This window comes from Achromobacter colocynthidis (genome assembly GCF_057334535.1).
In genome coordinates, this window is the sequence record NZ_JBHFIZ010000038.1 from 373,637 (window position 1) to 391,657 (window position 18,021).

The 18,021-nt window shown below is 63.7% G+C and carries 16 protein-coding genes; 7 read left to right on the top strand and 9 right to left on the bottom strand.

Features of this window, described 5'->3' with window-relative positions; all coding sequences use genetic code 11:
- The first annotated feature begins 42 nt into the window (after positions 1 to 42).
- The 3 genes from ACE04A_RS25865 to ACE04A_RS25875 all read left to right on the top strand — a co-directional run bounded on the left by ACE04A_RS25865 (position 43) and on the right by ACE04A_RS25875 (position 4,052).
- The gene (locus ACE04A_RS25865; RefSeq protein WP_438859177.1) at positions 43 to 2,214 is read left to right on the top strand and encodes a malate synthase G; all 2,172 of its coding nucleotides are present in this window, start codon (positions 43 to 45) and stop codon (positions 2,212 to 2,214) included.
- A gap of 117 nt (positions 2,215 to 2,331) precedes the next feature.
- Positions 2,332 to 2,949 carry a TetR/AcrR family transcriptional regulator gene (locus tag ACE04A_RS25870; RefSeq protein WP_391439448.1) on the top strand — a complete coding sequence of 206 codons (618 nt, stop codon included), beginning with the start codon at positions 2,332 to 2,334 and terminating at the stop codon, positions 2,947 to 2,949.
- A gap of 245 nt (positions 2,950 to 3,194) precedes the next feature.
- Positions 3,195 to 4,052, top strand: a complete 858-nt coding sequence (locus tag ACE04A_RS25875) for a cysteine hydrolase family protein (protein ID WP_259251126.1) — start codon at positions 3,195 to 3,197, stop codon at positions 4,050 to 4,052.
- 30 nt (positions 4,053 to 4,082) lie between these two features.
- Here the strand turns inward: ACE04A_RS25875 and ACE04A_RS25880 are convergent, their stop codons facing one another.
- From ACE04A_RS25880 to ACE04A_RS25905, 6 genes are all read right to left on the bottom strand, one after another.
- Entirely contained in the window at positions 4,083 to 4,685 is a 603-nt protein-coding gene (locus ACE04A_RS25880) for a TetR/AcrR family transcriptional regulator (RefSeq protein ID WP_259251127.1), read from the bottom strand.
- Positions 4,686 to 4,812: 127 nt separating this feature from the next.
- Positions 4,813 to 5,121, bottom strand: a complete 309-nt coding sequence (locus ACE04A_RS25885) for a DUF4148 domain-containing protein (protein ID WP_448718248.1) — start codon at positions 5,119 to 5,121, stop codon at positions 4,813 to 4,815.
- A gap of 115 nt (positions 5,122 to 5,236) precedes the next feature.
- On the bottom strand, positions 5,237 to 5,545 hold the full coding sequence (locus ACE04A_RS25890; RefSeq protein ID WP_259251129.1) for a DUF4148 domain-containing protein: 309 nt from the start codon (positions 5,543 to 5,545) through the stop codon (positions 5,237 to 5,239).
- A gap of 115 nt (positions 5,546 to 5,660) precedes the next feature.
- Complete coding sequence (locus ACE04A_RS25895) at positions 5,661 to 5,969, bottom strand: DUF4148 domain-containing protein (RefSeq protein ID WP_050448319.1); 309 nt, start codon at positions 5,967 to 5,969, stop codon at positions 5,661 to 5,663.
- 300 nt (positions 5,970 to 6,269) lie between these two features.
- The gene (locus ACE04A_RS25900; protein ID WP_485820673.1) at positions 6,270 to 6,998 is read right to left on the bottom strand and encodes a class I SAM-dependent methyltransferase; all 729 of its coding nucleotides are present in this window, start codon (positions 6,996 to 6,998) and stop codon (positions 6,270 to 6,272) included.
- Between the two features lie 76 nt (positions 6,999 to 7,074).
- Positions 7,075 to 8,028 (bottom strand): AraC family transcriptional regulator, encoded by a 954-nt coding sequence (locus ACE04A_RS25905; RefSeq protein WP_485820674.1) that lies wholly within the window; start codon positions 8,026 to 8,028, stop codon positions 7,075 to 7,077.
- Positions 8,029 to 8,195: 167 nt separating this feature from the next.
- Between ACE04A_RS25905 and ACE04A_RS25910 the strand changes: the two genes are divergently transcribed.
- The gene (locus ACE04A_RS25910) at positions 8,196 to 9,041 is read left to right on the top strand and encodes a TonB-dependent siderophore receptor (RefSeq protein ID WP_448718245.1); all 846 of its coding nucleotides are present in this window, start codon (positions 8,196 to 8,198) and stop codon (positions 9,039 to 9,041) included.
- 21 nt (positions 9,042 to 9,062) lie between these two features.
- Complete coding sequence (locus ACE04A_RS25915) at positions 9,063 to 10,403, top strand: TonB-dependent siderophore receptor (RefSeq protein WP_448718420.1); 1,341 nt, start codon at positions 9,063 to 9,065, stop codon at positions 10,401 to 10,403.
- A 132-nt stretch (positions 10,404 to 10,535) separates the two neighbouring features.
- Here the strand turns inward: ACE04A_RS25915 and ACE04A_RS25920 are convergent, their stop codons facing one another.
- Positions 10,536 to 11,702: a mandelate racemase/muconate lactonizing enzyme family protein gene (locus ACE04A_RS25920; RefSeq protein WP_050448316.1), complete on the bottom strand. Its 1,167-nt coding sequence runs from the start codon at positions 11,700 to 11,702 to the stop codon at positions 10,536 to 10,538.
- Positions 11,703 to 11,816: 114 nt separating this feature from the next.
- Here ACE04A_RS25920 and ACE04A_RS25925 point away from each other — a divergent pair, with 114 nt between their 5' ends.
- Positions 11,817 to 12,716, top strand: coding sequence for a LysR family transcriptional regulator (locus ACE04A_RS25925; RefSeq protein WP_448718244.1), 900 nt, complete (start codon positions 11,817 to 11,819; stop codon positions 12,714 to 12,716).
- 114 nt (positions 12,717 to 12,830) lie between these two features.
- On the opposite strand, the gene ssb is transcribed toward ACE04A_RS25925, so the two are convergent.
- Together ssb and ACE04A_RS25935 are read right to left on the bottom strand one after the other, a co-directional pair.
- A complete protein-coding gene (ssb, locus tag ACE04A_RS25930; protein ID WP_046802916.1) occupies positions 12,831 to 13,352 on the bottom strand; it encodes a single-stranded DNA-binding protein in 522 nt (173 codons plus the stop codon).
- 424 nt (positions 13,353 to 13,776) lie between these two features.
- Positions 13,777 to 14,961: an MFS transporter gene (locus ACE04A_RS25935; RefSeq protein ID WP_259251137.1), complete on the bottom strand. Its 1,185-nt coding sequence runs from the start codon at positions 14,959 to 14,961 to the stop codon at positions 13,777 to 13,779.
- Positions 14,962 to 15,156: 195 nt separating this feature from the next.
- Between ACE04A_RS25935 and uvrA the strand changes: the two genes are divergently transcribed.
- On the top strand, positions 15,157 to 18,012 hold the full coding sequence (gene uvrA / locus ACE04A_RS25940; RefSeq protein ID WP_404976394.1) for an excinuclease ABC subunit UvrA: 2,856 nt from the start codon (positions 15,157 to 15,159) through the stop codon (positions 18,010 to 18,012).
- Positions 18,013 to 18,021: the final 9 nt, after the last annotated feature.

Sequence of the window (18,021 nt, forward strand, 5' to 3'; positions counted from 1 at the left end):
CCCCCCCCCCCCCCCCAGCCCTACTTACCGCTAGAGACCCGCATGACTCAACGCATCCAGCACCACGGCCTGCAAGTGGCGGCCAATCTCAACCAATTCATCGAACAAGAAGCCTTGCCCGGCACCGGCCTGGATGCCGACGGGTTCTGGCAGGGCTTTGCGGCGCTGGTACACGACTTGGCGCCCAAGAACCGCGCGCTGCTGGCCGAACGCGACCGCCTGCAGGCGGAACTGGACACCTGGCACCGCGCCAACCCCGGCCCCATCGCCGACCCGGCCGCCTACCGCAAGTTTCTGGAAGGCATCGGCTATCTGCTGCCCCAGCCCGCCAGCGTGCAGGCCACCACCGATAACGTCGATACCGAAATCTCGCAGCAGGCCGGCCCGCAGCTGGTCGTGCCGATGTCGAACCCCCGCTATGCCTTGAACGCCGCGAATGCGCGTTGGGGCAGCCTGTACGACGCCCTCTACGGCACCGACGCCATTCCCGCCACGCCGGGTGATACCGGCAAGGGCTACAACCCCGAGCGCGGCGCCGCGGTCATTGCACGCGCGCGCAGCTTCCTTGATACGGCGGCCCCGCTGGCCAACGGATCGCACGCCGACGCGCAAAGCTACACCGTTGAAGGCGACCAACTGCGCGTGGCCTTGGCCAAGGGCGTGGTTACCGGCCTGAAGTTCGGCTCGCAGTTCGCCGGCTACCAAGGCGAGGCGTCCGCCCCCACGGCCATCCTGTTGAAGAACAACGGCCTGCACTTCGAAATCCAGATCGACCGCGCCAACACCATCGGCAGCACCGACGCCGCCGGCGTGAAGGACGTGCTGGTTGAAGCCGCGCTGACCACCATCATGGACTGCGAAGACTCGGTCGCCGCCGTCGACGCCGACGACAAGGTCCATATCTACCGCAATTGGCTCGGCCTGATGAAGGGCGACCTGACCGAAGAGGTCACCAAGGGCGGCAAGACCTTCACCCGCAAGCTGAACGCCGACCGCCAGTACACGCGCCCGGACGGCGGCGCGCTGACCTTGCATGGCCGTTCGCTGATGTTCGTGCGCAACGTGGGCCACTTGATGACCAACCCCGCCATCCTCGATCGTGACGGCCAGGAAATCCCGGAAGGCATTCTGGACGCCGTCGTCACCAGCCTGGCCGCGCTGCACGACCGCACCGCCAAGCTGAATTCGCGTACCGGCTCGGTCTACATCGTGAAGCCCAAGATGCATGGCCCCGATGAAGCCGCCTTCGCCAGCGAACTCTTCGACCGCGTGGAAGACCTGATCAAGGTGCCGCGCAACACGTTGAAGATGGGCATCATGGACGAAGAGCGCCGCACCAGCATCAACCTCAAGGCCTGCATTGGCGCCGCCGCCTCGCGCGTTGCCTTCATCAATACGGGCTTTCTGGACCGCACCGGCGACGAAATGCACTCCAGCATGGAAGCCGGCCCGATGCTGCGCAAGGGCGACATGAAGTCCACCGCCTGGATCACGGCCTACGAGCGCAACAACGTGCTGGTCGGGCTGGACACCGGCCTGCGCGGCCGCGCCCAGATCGGCAAGGGCATGTGGGCCATGCCCGACCTGATGGCGGCCATGCTGGAACAGAAAATCGCGCATCCGAAGGCCGGCGCCAATACCGCCTGGGTGCCTTCGCCCACCGCCGCCACGCTGCACGCGCTGCACTATCACCAGATCGACGTGCAAGCGGTGCAGAAGGAACTGGAACGCACCAAGCTGGATAGTGTGCGCGACGACTTGCTGGGCGGGCTGTTGACCGTGCCGGTGGGCGACCCGTCCAAGTGGTCCGCCGCCGACATCCAGCAGGAACTGGACAACAACGTGCAGGGCATCCTGGGTTACGTGGTGCGCTGGATCGACCAGGGCGTGGGTTGCTCGAAGGTGCCCGACATCCACAACGTGGGCCTGATGGAAGACCGCGCCACCCTGCGCATCTCCAGCCAGCACATCGCCAACTGGTTGCGCCACGGCGTGACCAACAAGGACCAGGTCATGGAGACCTTCAAGCGCATGGCCAAGGTGGTGGATGGCCAGAACGCCGGCGACGCGCTCTACCAGCCGATGGCCGGCAACTTCGACACCTCGCTGGCGTTCAAGGCTGCATGCGCCCTGGTGTTTGAAGGTCTGACCCAACCGAACGGCTACACCGAACCCTTGCTGCACAAGTATCGTCTGCAATTCAAGGCGGCCTGATCACTGTTCGCGTTACACGCCAAAACGGGCAGCCTGGGCTGCCCGTTTTTTTGCCAGCCAAATGAGCCCCATTTAATAAACACGTTACTTTCGCACAGTCGTGCTAAATTCTGCCGCATGACTGCCAAAACAGAAAAAAGCGAGCTGACCTTCGCCGCCATCGTGGATGCGTCCCTGGAGATGGCCGCGACGCAAGGCATGGAAAGCCTGTCGCTGGGCCAGGTTGCCAAGCGGCTCGGCATCAGCAAAAGCGGCGTGTTTTCGCGTGTGGGTTCGCTGGAAGCCTTGCAGCAGGCCGTGCTGGACGAATATGACCGGCGCTTTGTGGCCGCCGTCTTCACCCCCGCCATGGCGCAACCGCGTGGCCTGCCCCGCTTGAACGCGCTGGTGTCGCTATGGGTGGAGCGCGCCAGCAACGTCGAGCTGTCGACGGGCTGCGTCTACGTGGCGGGCGCCTTTGAGTACGACGACGTGGAATCGCCGCTGCGGGCCGTGCTGGAAGGCAACTTGCGACGCTGGCGCATGGCCATGGTGCGCACGGTGCGCCAAGCGCTGGAAGCCGGCCATTTGCGGCCCGACACCGATCCGGAACAACTGGTGTTCGAGGTGTACAGCCTGATGATCGGCCTGATGCATGACGCCCGCTTCCTGCGGGACCCGAAAGCCCCCGCGCGCGTGCGCGCTGCCTATGACAGGCTTATCTCGACGTACCGCAGCTTTACGTACCTGGAATAACCCACTCCCCGCCGGCCAATGCCGGCGATTTTCTGGACCAATTTCGCACGATCGTGCGAAATATTCTTTGGATACTGCCATGTGGATGCTGATCGTCGCTCTTGCCCTTGCCATACTTGCCTACCTTTGGGGGCAGTGGCGCGCCCTGCTGCGTGAATTGCCCGACTGCGCGGAACATCTAGTGCTGTTCTAGTGGTCAAGCGTCATCCCGGTCTATATTCCGGAAAAGGCCATCGAAATTCCCCATGCCGCGTTCCGTCCATTTATTGATCGTCGACCCGCAGAACGATTTCTGCGATCTGCCCGAGCCTTACCTGCCCCGGGATCCCATGACCGGACAGGCCAGGCAACCCGCCCTGCCCGTGCCGGGCGCCCACGCCGACATGCAGCGGCTGGCGCGTTTCATCGACGCCACCGCGCCAGTATTAAGCTCGATCACCGTCACGCTGGATTCGCACCATCGCGTGGACATCGCGCATCCAACGTTCTGGCACGCCGGTGAAGGTCAGGCCGTCGAGCCGTTCACGCCGATATCCGCCGCGCAGTTGCGTGCCGGCCAGTTTGTGCCTCGCCACGCGGACGACCTGCCACGCACCCTGACCTATCTGGACCAGCTTGAAGCACGGGGCCGATACACGCTGATGGTGTGGCCGGTGCATTGCGAAATCGGCACGTGGGGCCACAACGTGCACCCCGACGTGCGGGCGGCGTACAACCGGTGGGAAGACGCCGGGCAGTTCATCGTGCGCAAGGTGCCCAAGGGCACGAACCCATGGACGGAACACTACAGCGCGCTGATGGCCGAAGTGCCGGACCCCGACGACCCGCGCAGCCAGCTCAACCGGGGCTTGCTGGATTCGCTGGATCGTTCCGACCTCATTCTGGTCGCGGGCGAAGCGGGCAGCCATTGCGTGCGTGCCACGGTGGAGCATCTGTCCGAACATCTGCCTGGGGGCAACCTGTCGCGCATTGTGCTGCTGACGGACTGCATGAGCCCCGTCCCCGGCTTCGAAGACGCTCAGACAACTTTTCTGCAACGCATGCGCGACCTGGGTGTGCAGGAACGCACCAGCATCGACATGGCGCGCGCGCTGCAAAGCTGACATCCGTGGTTGACGTCAGTCCTGCTGCGCTTAGACGCCAGCCGCGGGCTTGGCGGCCTTGTCGCATGCCACGTACAAGGCGCTGATGGCCTCGCACAACGCGGGCGGTTGCTGGAACAGCCGCGAGACCAGCAGGCAGCCTTGCACGGTAGCAAAGACCGCGCGGCCTGCCGCGTCAGCCGAGCCAGAGAATCTCAGCGTGCCCTCAGCGGCGCCTTGAGCCAGCACACGCGCCAGCCACGCTTCGTGAGCACGGAAAAATCCCTGCAATGCGCCGCGAACGCGCTCAGACAAGGTCATGATGTCGGCGGCCAACATGCCGCCCAGACAAAGTTCACCTTCGCCGCAAGCCGCCGATTCCATCATCGACAGGTACGCCTTAAGCTGCGCTTGGGCAGGCTGCGTGGTGTCGATGCCGCGTATGGCACCCAGCGCGCGCGTGCTGTAGGCTTCGACCGCTTCGTACAGCAGGTCGTCCTTGCCTGGAAAATAATAGTGAATGCTGGACGTCTTCACGCCCACATGCTCCGCCAGGTCGCGGTAGCTGAAACCATTGCATCCGCGCGTGCGGATGAGCTTTTCGGCATGCGCCAGCAGCAGGTCTCGGGTTGTGTTGGGGGTCGGAGTGTCCATGGCTGAATATTACCTACTAATAGGTCGGTCCGTCATCGGTGCCCGCCCTAGTGTGTGGACCGAAGCCCGTGCGAACCCCGGCCGGGAAACATCCCGCCCCCCGGGGTTCGCATGTGCCGGCATCGGCTTAGCCTTGCACGGGCGGGTAGTCGAGTTCGCCGGTGTCGGTCAGGCCTTGGGCACGGGCTGCAGCCAGTTCTTGCTTGACCTGAGCGCGGGTCTTGTTGGCACCAACGGCGGCAAAGGCCGTGGCGGATTCGCCTTCTTCACCGAACACCAGTTCGCCATTGGCGCGGGCGTCGGCCAACTCTTGCTGCACTTGGGCACGGGTTACGGTGCTGGCGGTGTTAAGGGGAGGCGGATAGTCCAGTTCGCCAGCTTGGGCGGCGCCGATAAACGAGGCGGACAAAATCAGGGCGGATACGAGGGTCTTCATGGTTGATCTCCAGTAAGGATCGGTGCTGCGTAAGGGGGCAAGCGGTTTGAACAATCAGGATGAAACGCTGCTTCGAAAAGCCATCTATACCTAGATAGATAAGGCTTCAAAAAACTCAGCCTTCCACGGGCGGGTACGCCAGTTCGTTGCTTTCGGTCAGGCCTTGCGCACGGGCGGCGGCCAATTCCTGCTTCACTTGGGCGCGGGTCTTGTCCGAGCCAGCATCAGCAAACGTCGTCGCGGCGTAGCCTTCTTCACCGAATTCCAGTTCACCGTTGGCGCGGGCGGCAGCCAGTTCTTGCTGCACTTGAGCGCGCGTCACGGTGCTGGCGGTGTTCAGGGGAGGCGGGTAATCCAGTTCACCGGCTTGAGCGGCGCCAATGAACGAAGCGGACAGAATCAGGGCGGATACGAGGGTCTTCATGGTTAATCTCCAGTAAGGATCAGTGCTGCGTATGGGGGCAATCGGTTTGAACAATCAGGATGAAACGTTGCTTCGAAAGCTATCTATGCCTAGATAGATAAGGCTTCAAAAAAACTCAGCCTTGCACCGGCGGGTAGGCCAGTTCGTTGCTCTCGGTCAGGCCTTGGGCACGGGCGGCGGCCAATTCCTGCTTCACTTGGGCGCGGGTCTTGTCCGAGCCAGCATCAGCAAACGTCGTTGCGGCGTAGCCTTCTTCACCGAATTCCAGTTCACCGTTGGCGCGGGCGGCAGCCAGTTCTTGCTGCACTTGGGCGCGCGTCACGGTGCTGGCGGTGTTCAGTTCGGGCGGGTAGTCCAGTTCGCCGGCTTGGGCGGCGCCAATGAACGAGGCGGACAGGATCAGGGCGGATACGAGGGTCTTCATGGTCAGTTCTCCAGATGGAATATGCGAAAGATGCTTCGGTTTGGGTTACGATCACCAGCTATCTACTTATAGATAGGTACGGCGATAAATAAAAAGGGCCAATCAAAAAATCGTCCTACTGTATTTCTCGCTTCGGCGGCAGCGGTGTTTCCGGGGTGTGGCCGGAGTATTGCCTGTACTTGCCTGCTGCGGTTGCTGCTTGTGCTGCGTCGATGGATGAATCTTACCTACTACTAGATAGATAGCGCAAGCGGGTTTTGTGAAACTAAATATTTCATGATGCCGGGGGACCACAACGTGCTAGCGCGTCGCCGCCACCAACACCATCATCGGGCGATCACGCTCTTCATCCAGCGCCGGTTGCGCCGCCAGTTGCTCAGCGGGCGGCGCCCACTCCTGCACGTGCGTGATGGTGAACCCGGCCGCGATCAACTGGTTCAAATACGTGCCCAGCGTGCGGTGCTGCTTGATCACGCCTTTGGCCAACCAGTCCGTGGTGCGCGGCCCCTCCACGGCGTATTGGTTCAGCGGCCAGACCCGGCGCCCGGTGGCATCTTGCACGAAGCCCGGCTGCGCCGGCGCGGTGTAGATGGGGTGCTCCGCAGAGAACAAAAAATGCCCTCCTGGCGTCAGCGCGCGATAAATCGCGGCAAACAACTCGGGTAATCGTTCGATGTAATGCAGCGTCAGAGAGCTGTAGGCCAAGTCGTAGACCGCGGCGGGCAACGCCAGGTTTTCCAGGTCGGCGCATTGATAAGTAATTCGGCCGGCGGGCGTCGTGGCGCGTGCGCGGTCCAGCATGTTCTGGGATACGTCCAGGCCCAATACCTGGGCCGCGCCCTGCGCTTCTGCCCACCGGCAGAACCAGCCAAAGCCACAGCCCAGGTCCACCACGCGACTGCCGGCCAATGCGGGTATCAGCGCCTGCAACGCCGGCCATTCGGGCGCGCCATCCAGGCCGTGCACGGATCGGGCCATCTGGCTATAGCCTTCGAAAAACTCAGCGGTGTCATAGATGTTTTGCGTCATGGCGCGTCCTTTGTGCAGGGCATTCGTACGCCTGTATTGCGCATTCCGGCTGCGGATGCGTCAGGCTGGACCGACCTTACCAGGATCGCGGCGACGCGCCGTAGCGCAGTTTGAAGACCTTGCTGAAATGGCTCAAGCTGGAAAAGCCCACCTCGCCCGCCACCTGCGTGACACTCATGCCGGCCTGCAACAAGTCCGATGCGCGGGCCAGCCGCATATCACTCAGATAGGCATGCACCGAACGGCCCACGCATTCGCGCATCAATTGCTGCAAGCGCTTCTCTGACAGCCCCACCGTGCGCGCCAGAAGCCCCGGCGGCCAGTGTTCCGCGCAGCGATCCCGCAACAGTTGGCACGCGTGACGCACCCGTTGATGCTCATGCGCCGCGGGGCCTGCCAGCGCGGCAGGCAAGGACAGTAGCTGCACGAATGCCGACAGCATTTCAAGGGTCTTGGCGCGATACCAAAGGCGCCGCGCGTCTGCCGCCGGCGGCGCATCGCTGGAAAGGCTACCCGCCAAGGCCAGCAAGCTGGCGGGCGCGTCCAACGATGCCACCAAGGACCCGTGCGCCGGTACGCTGACATCGCGGTGGAAACGCTGCCGCAGCAAGCCGATGGGCATCGTGCCGCCCGCGCGCGCCAGCGCGTCCGGCGTGTAGCGGATATCCACCATCCGCACTCGACGCCTGGCCGGCAGATGCGTGGCCCAGCCCATCACGCGCTCGTGGTTGAACAAAAGCGCCGCGCCGCCCGTCACCTTCAGAGGCTCACCCCCTTCCAGCGCCAACAGGGCATCGCCTTCCAGCCAGACCTGCATGCCGAATACCGGCGCGCCCGGCGCGGGAATCGTCAAGGTTCGTCGTGGGCAGCCATCCAGCACCACCAGGCTGACGCCATCATCAACCCGCAGCACTTTTTCGATGACATCTTCCCAGTCGTGGGGGGGGGGCACGGTCGGCAGCGTGCCGCGCCACCATTCATGCGGCTTGACGGGACCCGTGCAGGGGTCGGGCAGTGACAGAGTAGACAAGGGCGCGGTGGCGCTGGCAGGCATAGGTGGCGGGCGCAAAAAACGGGGCGGCAGCAAAACCGTCAATCGGCGCCGAAGAAACGTCAGACAGAAAAACCGGGATCTGGAATCATGCCGACGCTTAGGAATGATTCTTGTTAATTATAAATTGAACCAGGGGTAACACCGTGTCCTTTTCCAAGAAGCCGCTGCCGTTGGCGCTGTTGGCCGCCATTGCCGCGTCGCCGGCTGTCGTCGCCGCCCAAACCGCGCCGCCTGCCGCAAGCGGCGTGACCACGCTGGCCCCGGTGGTGGTGCAAGGCGCGCGCGACGCGTCGCCCACTTCTGGCGCGGACTTCGTGGCCACGCGCAGCCGCTCGGGCACCAAGTCGGACGCGGAACTCATCAACACGCCCCAGACCATCAACGTCATTACCCGCAATGAAATGGACCAGCGCGGCGTCACCTCGGTCGCCCAGGCCGTGCGCTACACCCCGGGGGTGATCGCGCAATACGGCGACAACGATGTGCGTTATGACTGGCTGACCATACGCGGCTTTACGCCGTCGCGCTATCTGGACGGCCTGCTGCTGCCCTTTGGCGCGCGCGGCTATTCGCAGCCACGTATCGACACCTATGGCCTTGAGCGCATCGAAATCCTGAAAGGCCCGTCGTCAGGCCTGTACGGCCAAAGCGCGCCGGGTGGTCTGGTCAACATGACCAGCAAACGCCCTACCGCCGAACCACTTAACGAAGTGGTGTTGCAGGCGGGCAGCTTCAACCGGTTTCAGGGCGCATTCGACTTCTCTGGCCCGGCCGATGAAGAAGGCAAGTTCCTGTACCGCTTGACGGGCACGCTGCGCGACAGCGATACGCAGTATCAGCACGTTGACGACGAACGCCAGTTCATCGCCCCCAGCTTTACCTGGCGCCCGTCGTCCGACACCAGCCTGAACCTAAGCGCCCAGTATCAGAAGATCACCAGCCATGGCGGCGGCGGCGCCCCCGTGTTGCCCGTCATCGGCACGCTGTAAAAAAGCGACACCGCCGGCTACATCCCGCGCGACCGCTTTGTGGGCGAACCCGGCTACGACATCTTCACCAACGAACAAACCATGGTCGGCTACACGCTAGACCACCGCGTGAACAACACCTGGAGCCTGCGCCAAAGCGCCCGTTACACGAACGTTGATACCAACACGCGGCGCGTGCAGATTGGTGCAATGGTGTCGGACACCCAGGCCATCCGCTACGCCTGGGCCTTTCCCGAAACCTCGCACACCTTCCAGATCGATAACCAGTTGAACGCCAAGTTCAGCAGCGGCCCGATGCGTCATGACCTGACCTTCGGCCTGGACTACCTGCGCGAAAAGTCCCGCTACAACGAGAGCAGCCTGGGCCTGATGCTGCCGCCCGCGTCCCCCTTGTTTGACGTGTTCGACCCTGACTACGGCACCTCGGTGACGCGCCCGCCCACCGCCACCAAGATCAACATGACACGCACCCAATTGGGCCTGTACGCGCAAGACCAGATTGAACTGGACCGCCTGCGCTTCACGTTTGCCGGCCGCTATGACTGGACCGAAGGCACCACCGACAACGGCACCGTGGGCAGCGGCGGCCAATGGGGCTGGACGTCCCGCAAGGCCGATGCCGACCGCTTCACCGGGCGCGCCGGCGTAACCTACCGCTTCGACAACGGCCTGGCGCCGTACCTGAGCTATTCCACGTCCTTCCAACCCATGACGGGCGTCACGCGCGACGGCTCGGCGCTCAAGCCCACCACGGGCGAACAGTACGAAGCCGGCGTGAAGTTCCAGCCTGATGGCTACGACAGCTTCATCACGCTGTCGGCCTTCCAGATCACGCAGAAGAACGTCAGCACGCCGGATCCCGTCAACACCAGCTTTGTCGTGCAGACCGGCGAAGCGCAGGTGCAGGGCATCGAGCTGGAAGGCAAGGCCAGTTTCGACAACGGCCTGGACCTGACCATGTCGTATGCGTTGAGCGACAGCGAAATCACCAAGACCAACGTCGCCGCGCAACGTGGCAACCAGTTGATCTTCGTGCCGCGCCATCAAGCCGCCTTGTGGGCCGACTACACGCTGCGCGACGGTCCGCTGCAAGGCGTGGGCCTGGGTGCGGGCGTTACGTATCGCGGTGGGTTTTATGGCGACTTGAACAACCGCTACGCCATCCCCGCCGTCACGCTGGTGGACGCGGCCATCCGCTACGACCTGGGCCGCGCCAGCCCCACGCTGGCCGGCGCGCAGGTGGCGCTGAACGTGTCCAACCTGTTCGACAAGCGCTACGTCGCCAACTGCCTGGGCACGGCCGTCAGCTGCTACTGGGGCGCGGAACGCACGGTGATGGCGACGCTGCGGTATCGCTGGTAAATCGGACGTGGATCGCGGGTGATTCGCGGGTGAGCTGCTGAGGATGACCCGCTGAGAACGACCCGCTGAGAATGACCCGCAGCGGGGTTCGCCGGAGATTCGCCGGCAAACCCTGAGCGGGGCGGCTGCCGCCTACGCCGACAATTGCCGCATGACGGTGATCAGGTCCGATTTGCCTTCAAATCCGATGCCGGGCAGCTCCGGCATCGTGACGTAGCCACCATCCACCTTCACGCCATCGGGAAACCCGCCGAAGGGCTGGAACAGGTCCGGGTAGCTTTCGTTGCCGCCCAGCCCCAAGCCTGCCGCAATGTTCAAGGACATCTGGTGGCCGCCGTGCGGAATGCAACGGCTGGCCGACCAGCCGTGCTGCTTCAGCATGTCCAGCGTGCGCAGATACTCCACCAGCCCGTAGCTCAGCGCGCAATCAAATTGCAGCCAATCGCGGTCCGGACGCATGCCGCCATGGCGGATCAGGTTGCGCGCGTCCTGCATCGAAAACAGGTTCTCGCCCGTCGCCATGGGGTTGGCGTAGTAGTTGCGCAGCGTGGCCTGCAATTCGTAATCCAGCGGGTCGCCCGCCTCTTCGTACCAGAACAGGTCGTACTGTGACAGCGCCTTGGCGTACTGGATGGCGGTGTCCAGATCAAAGCGGCCGTTCGCGTCCACCGCCAGCTTCTGCCCGTCTTGCAGCACGCTCAAGATGGAATCGATGCGGCGCAAGTCCTCATCCAGCGACGCCCCGCCAATCTTCTTCTTCACGACCGTGTAGCCACGGTCGATGTAGCTGCGCATCTCGTCCTTCAGCTTGCCGTGGTCCTGGCCCGGGTAGTAATACCCACCCGCCGCGTAGACGAACACGCGACGGTCGGCCTGGCCGTTGCCGTAGCGGTCGGCCAGCAACTGGAACAGCGGCTTGCCTTCGATCTTTGCGACCGCATCCCACACCGCCATGTCGATGGTGCCGATCGCCACCGAGCGCTCGCCATGGCCGCCCGGCTTCTCGTTCGTAAACATGGCGTTCCAGATCTTGTGCGGGTCCAGGTTCTTGCCCGTCGCGTCCACGAGGGATTCCGGATCCGCCTCCATCACGCGCGGAATGAAGCGTTCGCGCATCAACTTGCCCTGGCCATATCGGCCATTTGAATTGAAGCCGTAGCCCACCACCGGCTTGCCGTCGCGGATCACGTCGGTGATCACGGCAACCAGGCTCAGCGTCATCTTGCTGAAATCGATATAGGCGTTGCGGATGGGCGAGCTGATGGGCAGCGTCTGTTCGCGGATCTCGACGATTCTCATGGGTGTCTCCTGATGCGCCGCCAGTTCGCGGCGTTGGTGCAAATGGGAACCCCTAGCGTAGAGGCGAATACCCGCACTAAGATTCACCATTATTCATTTGATTATTTACTTTCAGTGAAAACCGACATCGCGTCCGAACTGGAGTTCTTCATCCATCTGGCCCGGCTGGGTAGCCTGTCCGCCGCCGCGCGGGAACTCAATTTGACGCCGCCCGCCGCCACCAAGCGCCTGGCGCTGATGGAGCGGCGCCTGGGCGTGCGCCTGGTAAACCGCAGCACGCGCACCCTGAGCCTGACGAGCGAAGGCGAGACGTATCTGTCGCACGCCACCAAGATCCTCGAAGACCTGCGCGACATGGAAGACGCCGTCTCCAGCAGCGGCGCCACCCCGCGCGGCGCGCTGAAAGTGAACGCCACCTTAGGCTTCGGCCGCACCACCATCGCCCCGCTGGTCTCCGACTTCGCCAAGCGCTATCCCGAGGTCCAAGTCCAACTGGAAGTCACCGACCGCCCGGTGGACCTGGTGGAAAGCGGGTTCGACCTGGCGATCCGCTTTGGCGAACTACCCGACAGGCGCCTGAGCGCGCGGCGCGTCATGTCCAACCGTCGCTTCCTGTGCGCGGCGCCGCGCTATCTGGATAAACACGGCACACCCGCCACGCTGGCCGATCTTGCGTCCCACCGCTGCATCCTGCATACGCAAAACGATGAGGCGCACGGCGTGTGGCGATTCACCCGCGATGGGGAAAGCGTGGCAATCAAGGTGGATGGGGCCTTGTCCAGCAATGACGGAGATATCGTGCTGGGCTGGGCGCTGGACGGCCATGGCATCTTGATCCGGTCGGAATGGGATCTGGCCAAGTATTTGAAAAGCGGACGGCTGCGGGTGGTGTTACCCGACTTCACGCTACCGTCCGCGGACCTCTTTGTGTATTACCCACAACGCAGAAATCAAACCGCCCGGGCCAGGGCATTTATTGATTATCTGGTTGAGGTGTTCAAGCGGTCGGTGTGACCTGCCCATCGCACGGCCACGCGCCACTATTCATTATTCATGTTGATCCGGCTTACAAAAAAAAAATGCCCCCGCATTGCGGAGGCATTGATTGAAACCGTGCAGTGGCCGGAATCAGAACGGAATATCGTCGTCCATATCCGCCAGGTTCGCACCGCTGCTGGCCGGGGCCGCAGCAGGCGCCGGGCGCTGTTGCGGGGCCGGGCGTTGCGCCGGGGCGCGTTGTTGTTGCGGGCGCGACGGGGCGTCGTCGTAGCCACCGCCACCACCGTAGCTGGCGCCACCGCCACCGCCGTCTTCGCGGCCGCCCAGCATTTGCATCTGGTCAGCCACCACTTCGGTGCTGTAACGGTCAGCGCCGGTGTCCTTGTCTTGCCACTTGCGCGTCTTCAGACGGCCTTCGATGTAGACCGAACGGCCTTTCTTCAGGTATTCGCCGGCGATTTCAGCCAGGCGGTTGTACATGACGACGCGGTGCCATTCGGTTTCTTCGCGGCGCTCGCCCGATGCCTTGTCCTTCCAGGTGGAGGTGGTGGCGATGGACATGTTGCAGATTGCAGCCCCTTCCGGGCTGTAGCGGACTTCCGGGTCGCGACCCAGGTTGCCCACGAGTATGACTTTGTTAACCGATGCCATGCCGATGTCCCTCAGTTGTTGACAGCCTGCGCCTGTGCGTTGCCGCGAGCGCGCCGGCAACAACATAAAAAGCGATGTTGAAGACCGGCTTCATGAAACACGCCGGTCATCATGACAATGACCGGCGACGCCTGGGATCCTGATGACCCCTACTTCCGTGAAGCCCTAATTTGGTACGTATTATCGACGAAAAGCACGCGGCACGCCAAACGCGATTCGTGACAAAGCGATCCACCCAGGGAATCGATTTCGGGGCTGTTGGCCGCCATTCACAGCGCGATCAGGGACGTTTCGGATGAATTCGGGGACGCATAACCAGTTCGATCCAGAGCCCGATCCAGAGCCCGATCCACAGCCCGATCCACAGCCCTGCAACGGGCCGCACCGCCCTTAGCCAGCGGCCCCACGCCCACCTCAGCCGCCCTTACGCCAGCGGCCGCAACGCCCAGGTCACCGCCAACCACACCGCCGACAAAATAGCCGCGCCGATGAACACCGCGCTGGCGCCTGAATGCGCTGCCAGCCAGCCCCCTAAAGCGCCGCCCATGAACAGCCCCGCCGCCTGCGCCGTGTTGTAGAAGCCCAGCGCCAAGCCCTTGTAAGCCTGCGGCGCCACGCGCGACACCAGCGACGGTTGCAGGGCTTCCAGCACGTTGAAGGCGACAAAGAAGCCCGTCAGCGCGATGGCCAGCGTGTAGAAACCATGGCTGGCCGCCGGCATCAACGCGCACACCAGCACCAGGCCCGCCACGGCGGCGCGCAAGGCGCCTCGATGGGCGCGGCGCTTTTCCGCCACGAACACCACGGGCACCATCAGCACGAACGACACCAGGATGACGGGCAGATAAACCTTCCATAGCTCGCGCGCGTCCAGGCCCCCCACCTTGGCCAGCAGGGCCGGCACCACGACAAACATCGACACCTGGATCAAATGCAGCACGAACACGCCGAAGTTCAGGCGCAGCAGGTCGCGGTGGGTCAACACTTCCATCGGCCGGGCGGCTTGCATGGTGCGGGCCTGGGTGCGCGGCACCACGGGCACGACGAAACGCGCCACGGCCAGACAGATCACGCCCAGGCAGGCAATGGTCCAGAACAGGCCGGACAAGCCCCACCAGCCCACCAGCACGGGCGACAGCACCAACGACACCGCGAAAGACAGGCCAATCGACGCGCCCACCATCGCCATGGCGCGGGTGCGGACTTCGTCGCGGGTGGCATCGGCCAGCCACGCGGTGACGGCGGCCGAGATGGCGCCCGCCCCCTGAATGGCGCGGCCGATGGTGATCCAGTACACATCGGTCGCCTGCGCACAGACGATGCTGCCGGCCACGAACAGCAGCAGGCCGAACAGCACGACGGGGCGGCGGCCCCAGCGGTCGGACGCCAGGCCGAAGGGAATCTGCATGAACGCCTGGGTCAGGCCATACATGCCTAGCGCCAGGCCGACGCGGGCGGGGTCGTCTCCGCCCGGCATGCCGGCCGCCGCCACGGCAAACACCGGCAGCAACAGGAACAGCCCCAACATCCGCGCGGCGAACAGGCCGGCCAAAGCCACGCTGGCGCGGCGCTCGGAAGGGGTCAATTTCAGTTTGATGTCTGCCGGCATGCGGAAAATTCAACAATGACAAGGGCGGTGCGCGCGCGTGGATGTCACACGCTCACAGTCTGATCTGGCGGTGCGGCGCCGGAGCCCATTCAGTCCAAATCACGGACTGCCTTGAACGCGGGGGGACTCGGCGCGCTATAGTAACAAGTTGGCCTTTGAAACCGCTTAAAAGAGCCTGATGGACACCCGATCGACGTGACAATACGCATACGGGGTGCTCGCACCCACAACCTCAAGAACGTTTCGCTGGACCTGCCGCGCCACAAACTGGTGGTCGTCACCGGCTTGTCCGGTTCTGGCAAATCTTCGCTGGCGTTCGATACGCTGTACGCGGAGGGCCAACGACGTTATGTGGAAAGCCTGTCCGCGTATGCCCGCCAATTCCTCCAGCTGATGGACAAGCCGGACGTCGACCTGATCGAAGGCCTGTCGCCCGCCATCTCCATCGAGCAGAAGGCCGCCGGCCACAACCCGCGTTCCACGGTCGGCACCATCACCGAGATCCACGACTACCTGCGCCTGCTGTATGCGCGGGTGGGCACGCCCTACTGTCCCGAGCACGGCCTGCCGCTACAGGCGCAGTCGGTCAGCCAGATGGTGGACGCGGTACTGGGTTGGACGCCCGAAACGCGGCTGGCCGTGCTGGCGCCCATTGCGCGCGGCAAGAAAGGCAGCTTCGAGGACGAATGCGCCAGCCTGCAAGCGCAAGGCTATGTGCGCCTGCGCGTGGACGGGCAGTTGGTGGAAATCGACGGCATGGCGCCGTTGAAGAAGACCGAAAAGCACGATATCGATGTCGTCATCGACCGGCTGCGCATCAAGGCGGAAAGCAAGCAGCGCCTGGCGGAAAGCTTCGAAACCGCGTTGCAACTGGCCGACGGCCGCGCGCTGGCGCTGGACATGGACAGCGAGCACGAACAGGTGTTCTCCAGCCGCTACGCCTGCCCGGTGTGCAGCCACAGCCTGCCCGAGCTGGAACCGCGCCTGTTCAGCTTCAACAACCCGATGGGCGCCTGCCCCAGTTGCGACGGCATCGGCCAGGTGGGCTTTTTCGACCCCAAGCGGGTCGTGGCGTTTCCGGAACTGAGCCTGGCCGCCGGCGCCATCCGAGGCTGGGACCGCCGCAACGCTTTCACGCATTCGCTGTTGGCCAGCCTGGCGGCGCATTACGAATTTGATATCGAAGCCCCGTTTGAAGACCTGCCCGAAGCGCTGCGCGACAAAGTCCTGTACGGGTCCGGCGAAGAAGAGATTTCGTTTCTCTACCTGAACGAAAAAGGCCGCAGCACGGTCAAGCGGCATACCTTCGAGGGCGTCATCCCGAACCTGGAGCGCCGCTGGCGCGAAACGGATTCGGCGACGGTGCGCGAAGAACTGGGCAAGTACCGCAATATCAAGACCTGCCCCGACTGCGCGGGTTCGCGACTGCGCCCCGAGGCCCGCAACGTGCTGATCGGCCACGATCCGCGCGGCGGCGAACGCCATGGCCAAGCCATCTATGAAGTCGAGGCCATGCCGCTGTCCGGCTGCCTGGCCTGGTTCCGCGACCTGAGCCTGACCGGGGCCAAGCAGGAAATTGCACAGCGCATCGTGCGCGAGATCGAGGCGCGGCTCAGCTTCCTGAACAACGTCGGGTTGAATTACCTGTCGCTGGACCGCAGCGCCGACACCATTTCAGGCGGCGAGGCCCAGCGCATCCGGCTGGCCAGCCAGATCGGCTCGGGCCTGACGGGCGTGATGTATGTGCTGGATGAACCCTCCATCGGTCTGCATCAACGCGACAACGATCGGCTGATCGGCACCTTGCAGCACCTGCGAGACCTCGGCAACAGCGTCATCGTGGTCGAGCACGACGAAGACATGATCCGCATGGCGGACTGGGTGGTCGACATGGGCCCGGGCGCGGGCGAGCACGGCGGCGAAGTGGTGTCGCAGGGCGATCCGGAAACCGTGCAGCGCGATCCGAACTCCCTGACCGGCCAATACCTGAGCGGCGCGCGCGAGATCGCGATTCCCCCGCGCCGCCCGGTCAACGACGAACTGCCCTGGCTGACCCTGAGCGGCGCCAGCGGCAACAACCTGAAAGACGTCGAACTGCGCGTGCCCGCCGGCCGCCTGGTGTGCGTCACGGGCGTATCGGGTTCCGGCAAATCCACGCTGATCAACGACACGCTGGCGGTCGCCGTGTCGCGCCAACTGCATCACGCGCAAAGCGAACCCGCCCCCTACGTGTCGATGCAGGGGCTGGAGAATTTCGACAAGATCATCAGCGTGGACCAAAGCCCCATCGGCCGCACGCCGCGCAGCAACCCCGCCACGTACACGGGCCTGTTTACGCCCATCCGCGAGCTTTTCGCGGGCGTGCCCGAGGCGCGCACTCGCGGCTACGACCCCGGCCGATTCAGCTTCAACGTGAAGGGCGGGCGCTGCGAAGCCTGCCAGGGCGACGGCGTGGTCAAGGTGGAAATGCACTTTCTGCCCGACATGTACGTGCCCTGCGACGTGTGCCACGGCAAGCGCTACAACCGCGAAACGCTGGAAATCCGCTACCGGGGCCGCAACATCAGCGAAGTGCTGGACCTGACGGTTGAGCAGGCGCTGGACTACTTCGAATCCGTGCCGGCCATCTCGCGCAAGCTGCACACGTTGATTGATGTTGGCCTGTCCTACATCCGCCTGGGCCAAAGCGCGACCACGCTGTCGGGCGGTGAAGCGCAGCGCGTGAAGCTGTCGCTGGAACTGTCGCGCCGCAGCACCGGACGCACGCTGTACATCCTGGACGAACCCACCACCGGCCTGCATTTCCGCGATATTGAATTGCTGCTGCAAGTGCTGAACCAGTTGGTCGACAGCGGCAACACCGTGCTCATCATCGAACACAACCTGGACGTCATCAAAACGGCGGACTGGCTGATCGACATGGGCCCGGAAGGTGGCGATGGCGGCGGCTACGTGGTGGCGCAAGGCACGCCGGAAGATGTCGCGAACACGCAGGCCAGCCATACCGGCCAATACCTGGGCAAGCTGCTGCGGCGTAACGCAAGCAGGTAGAACGACTTA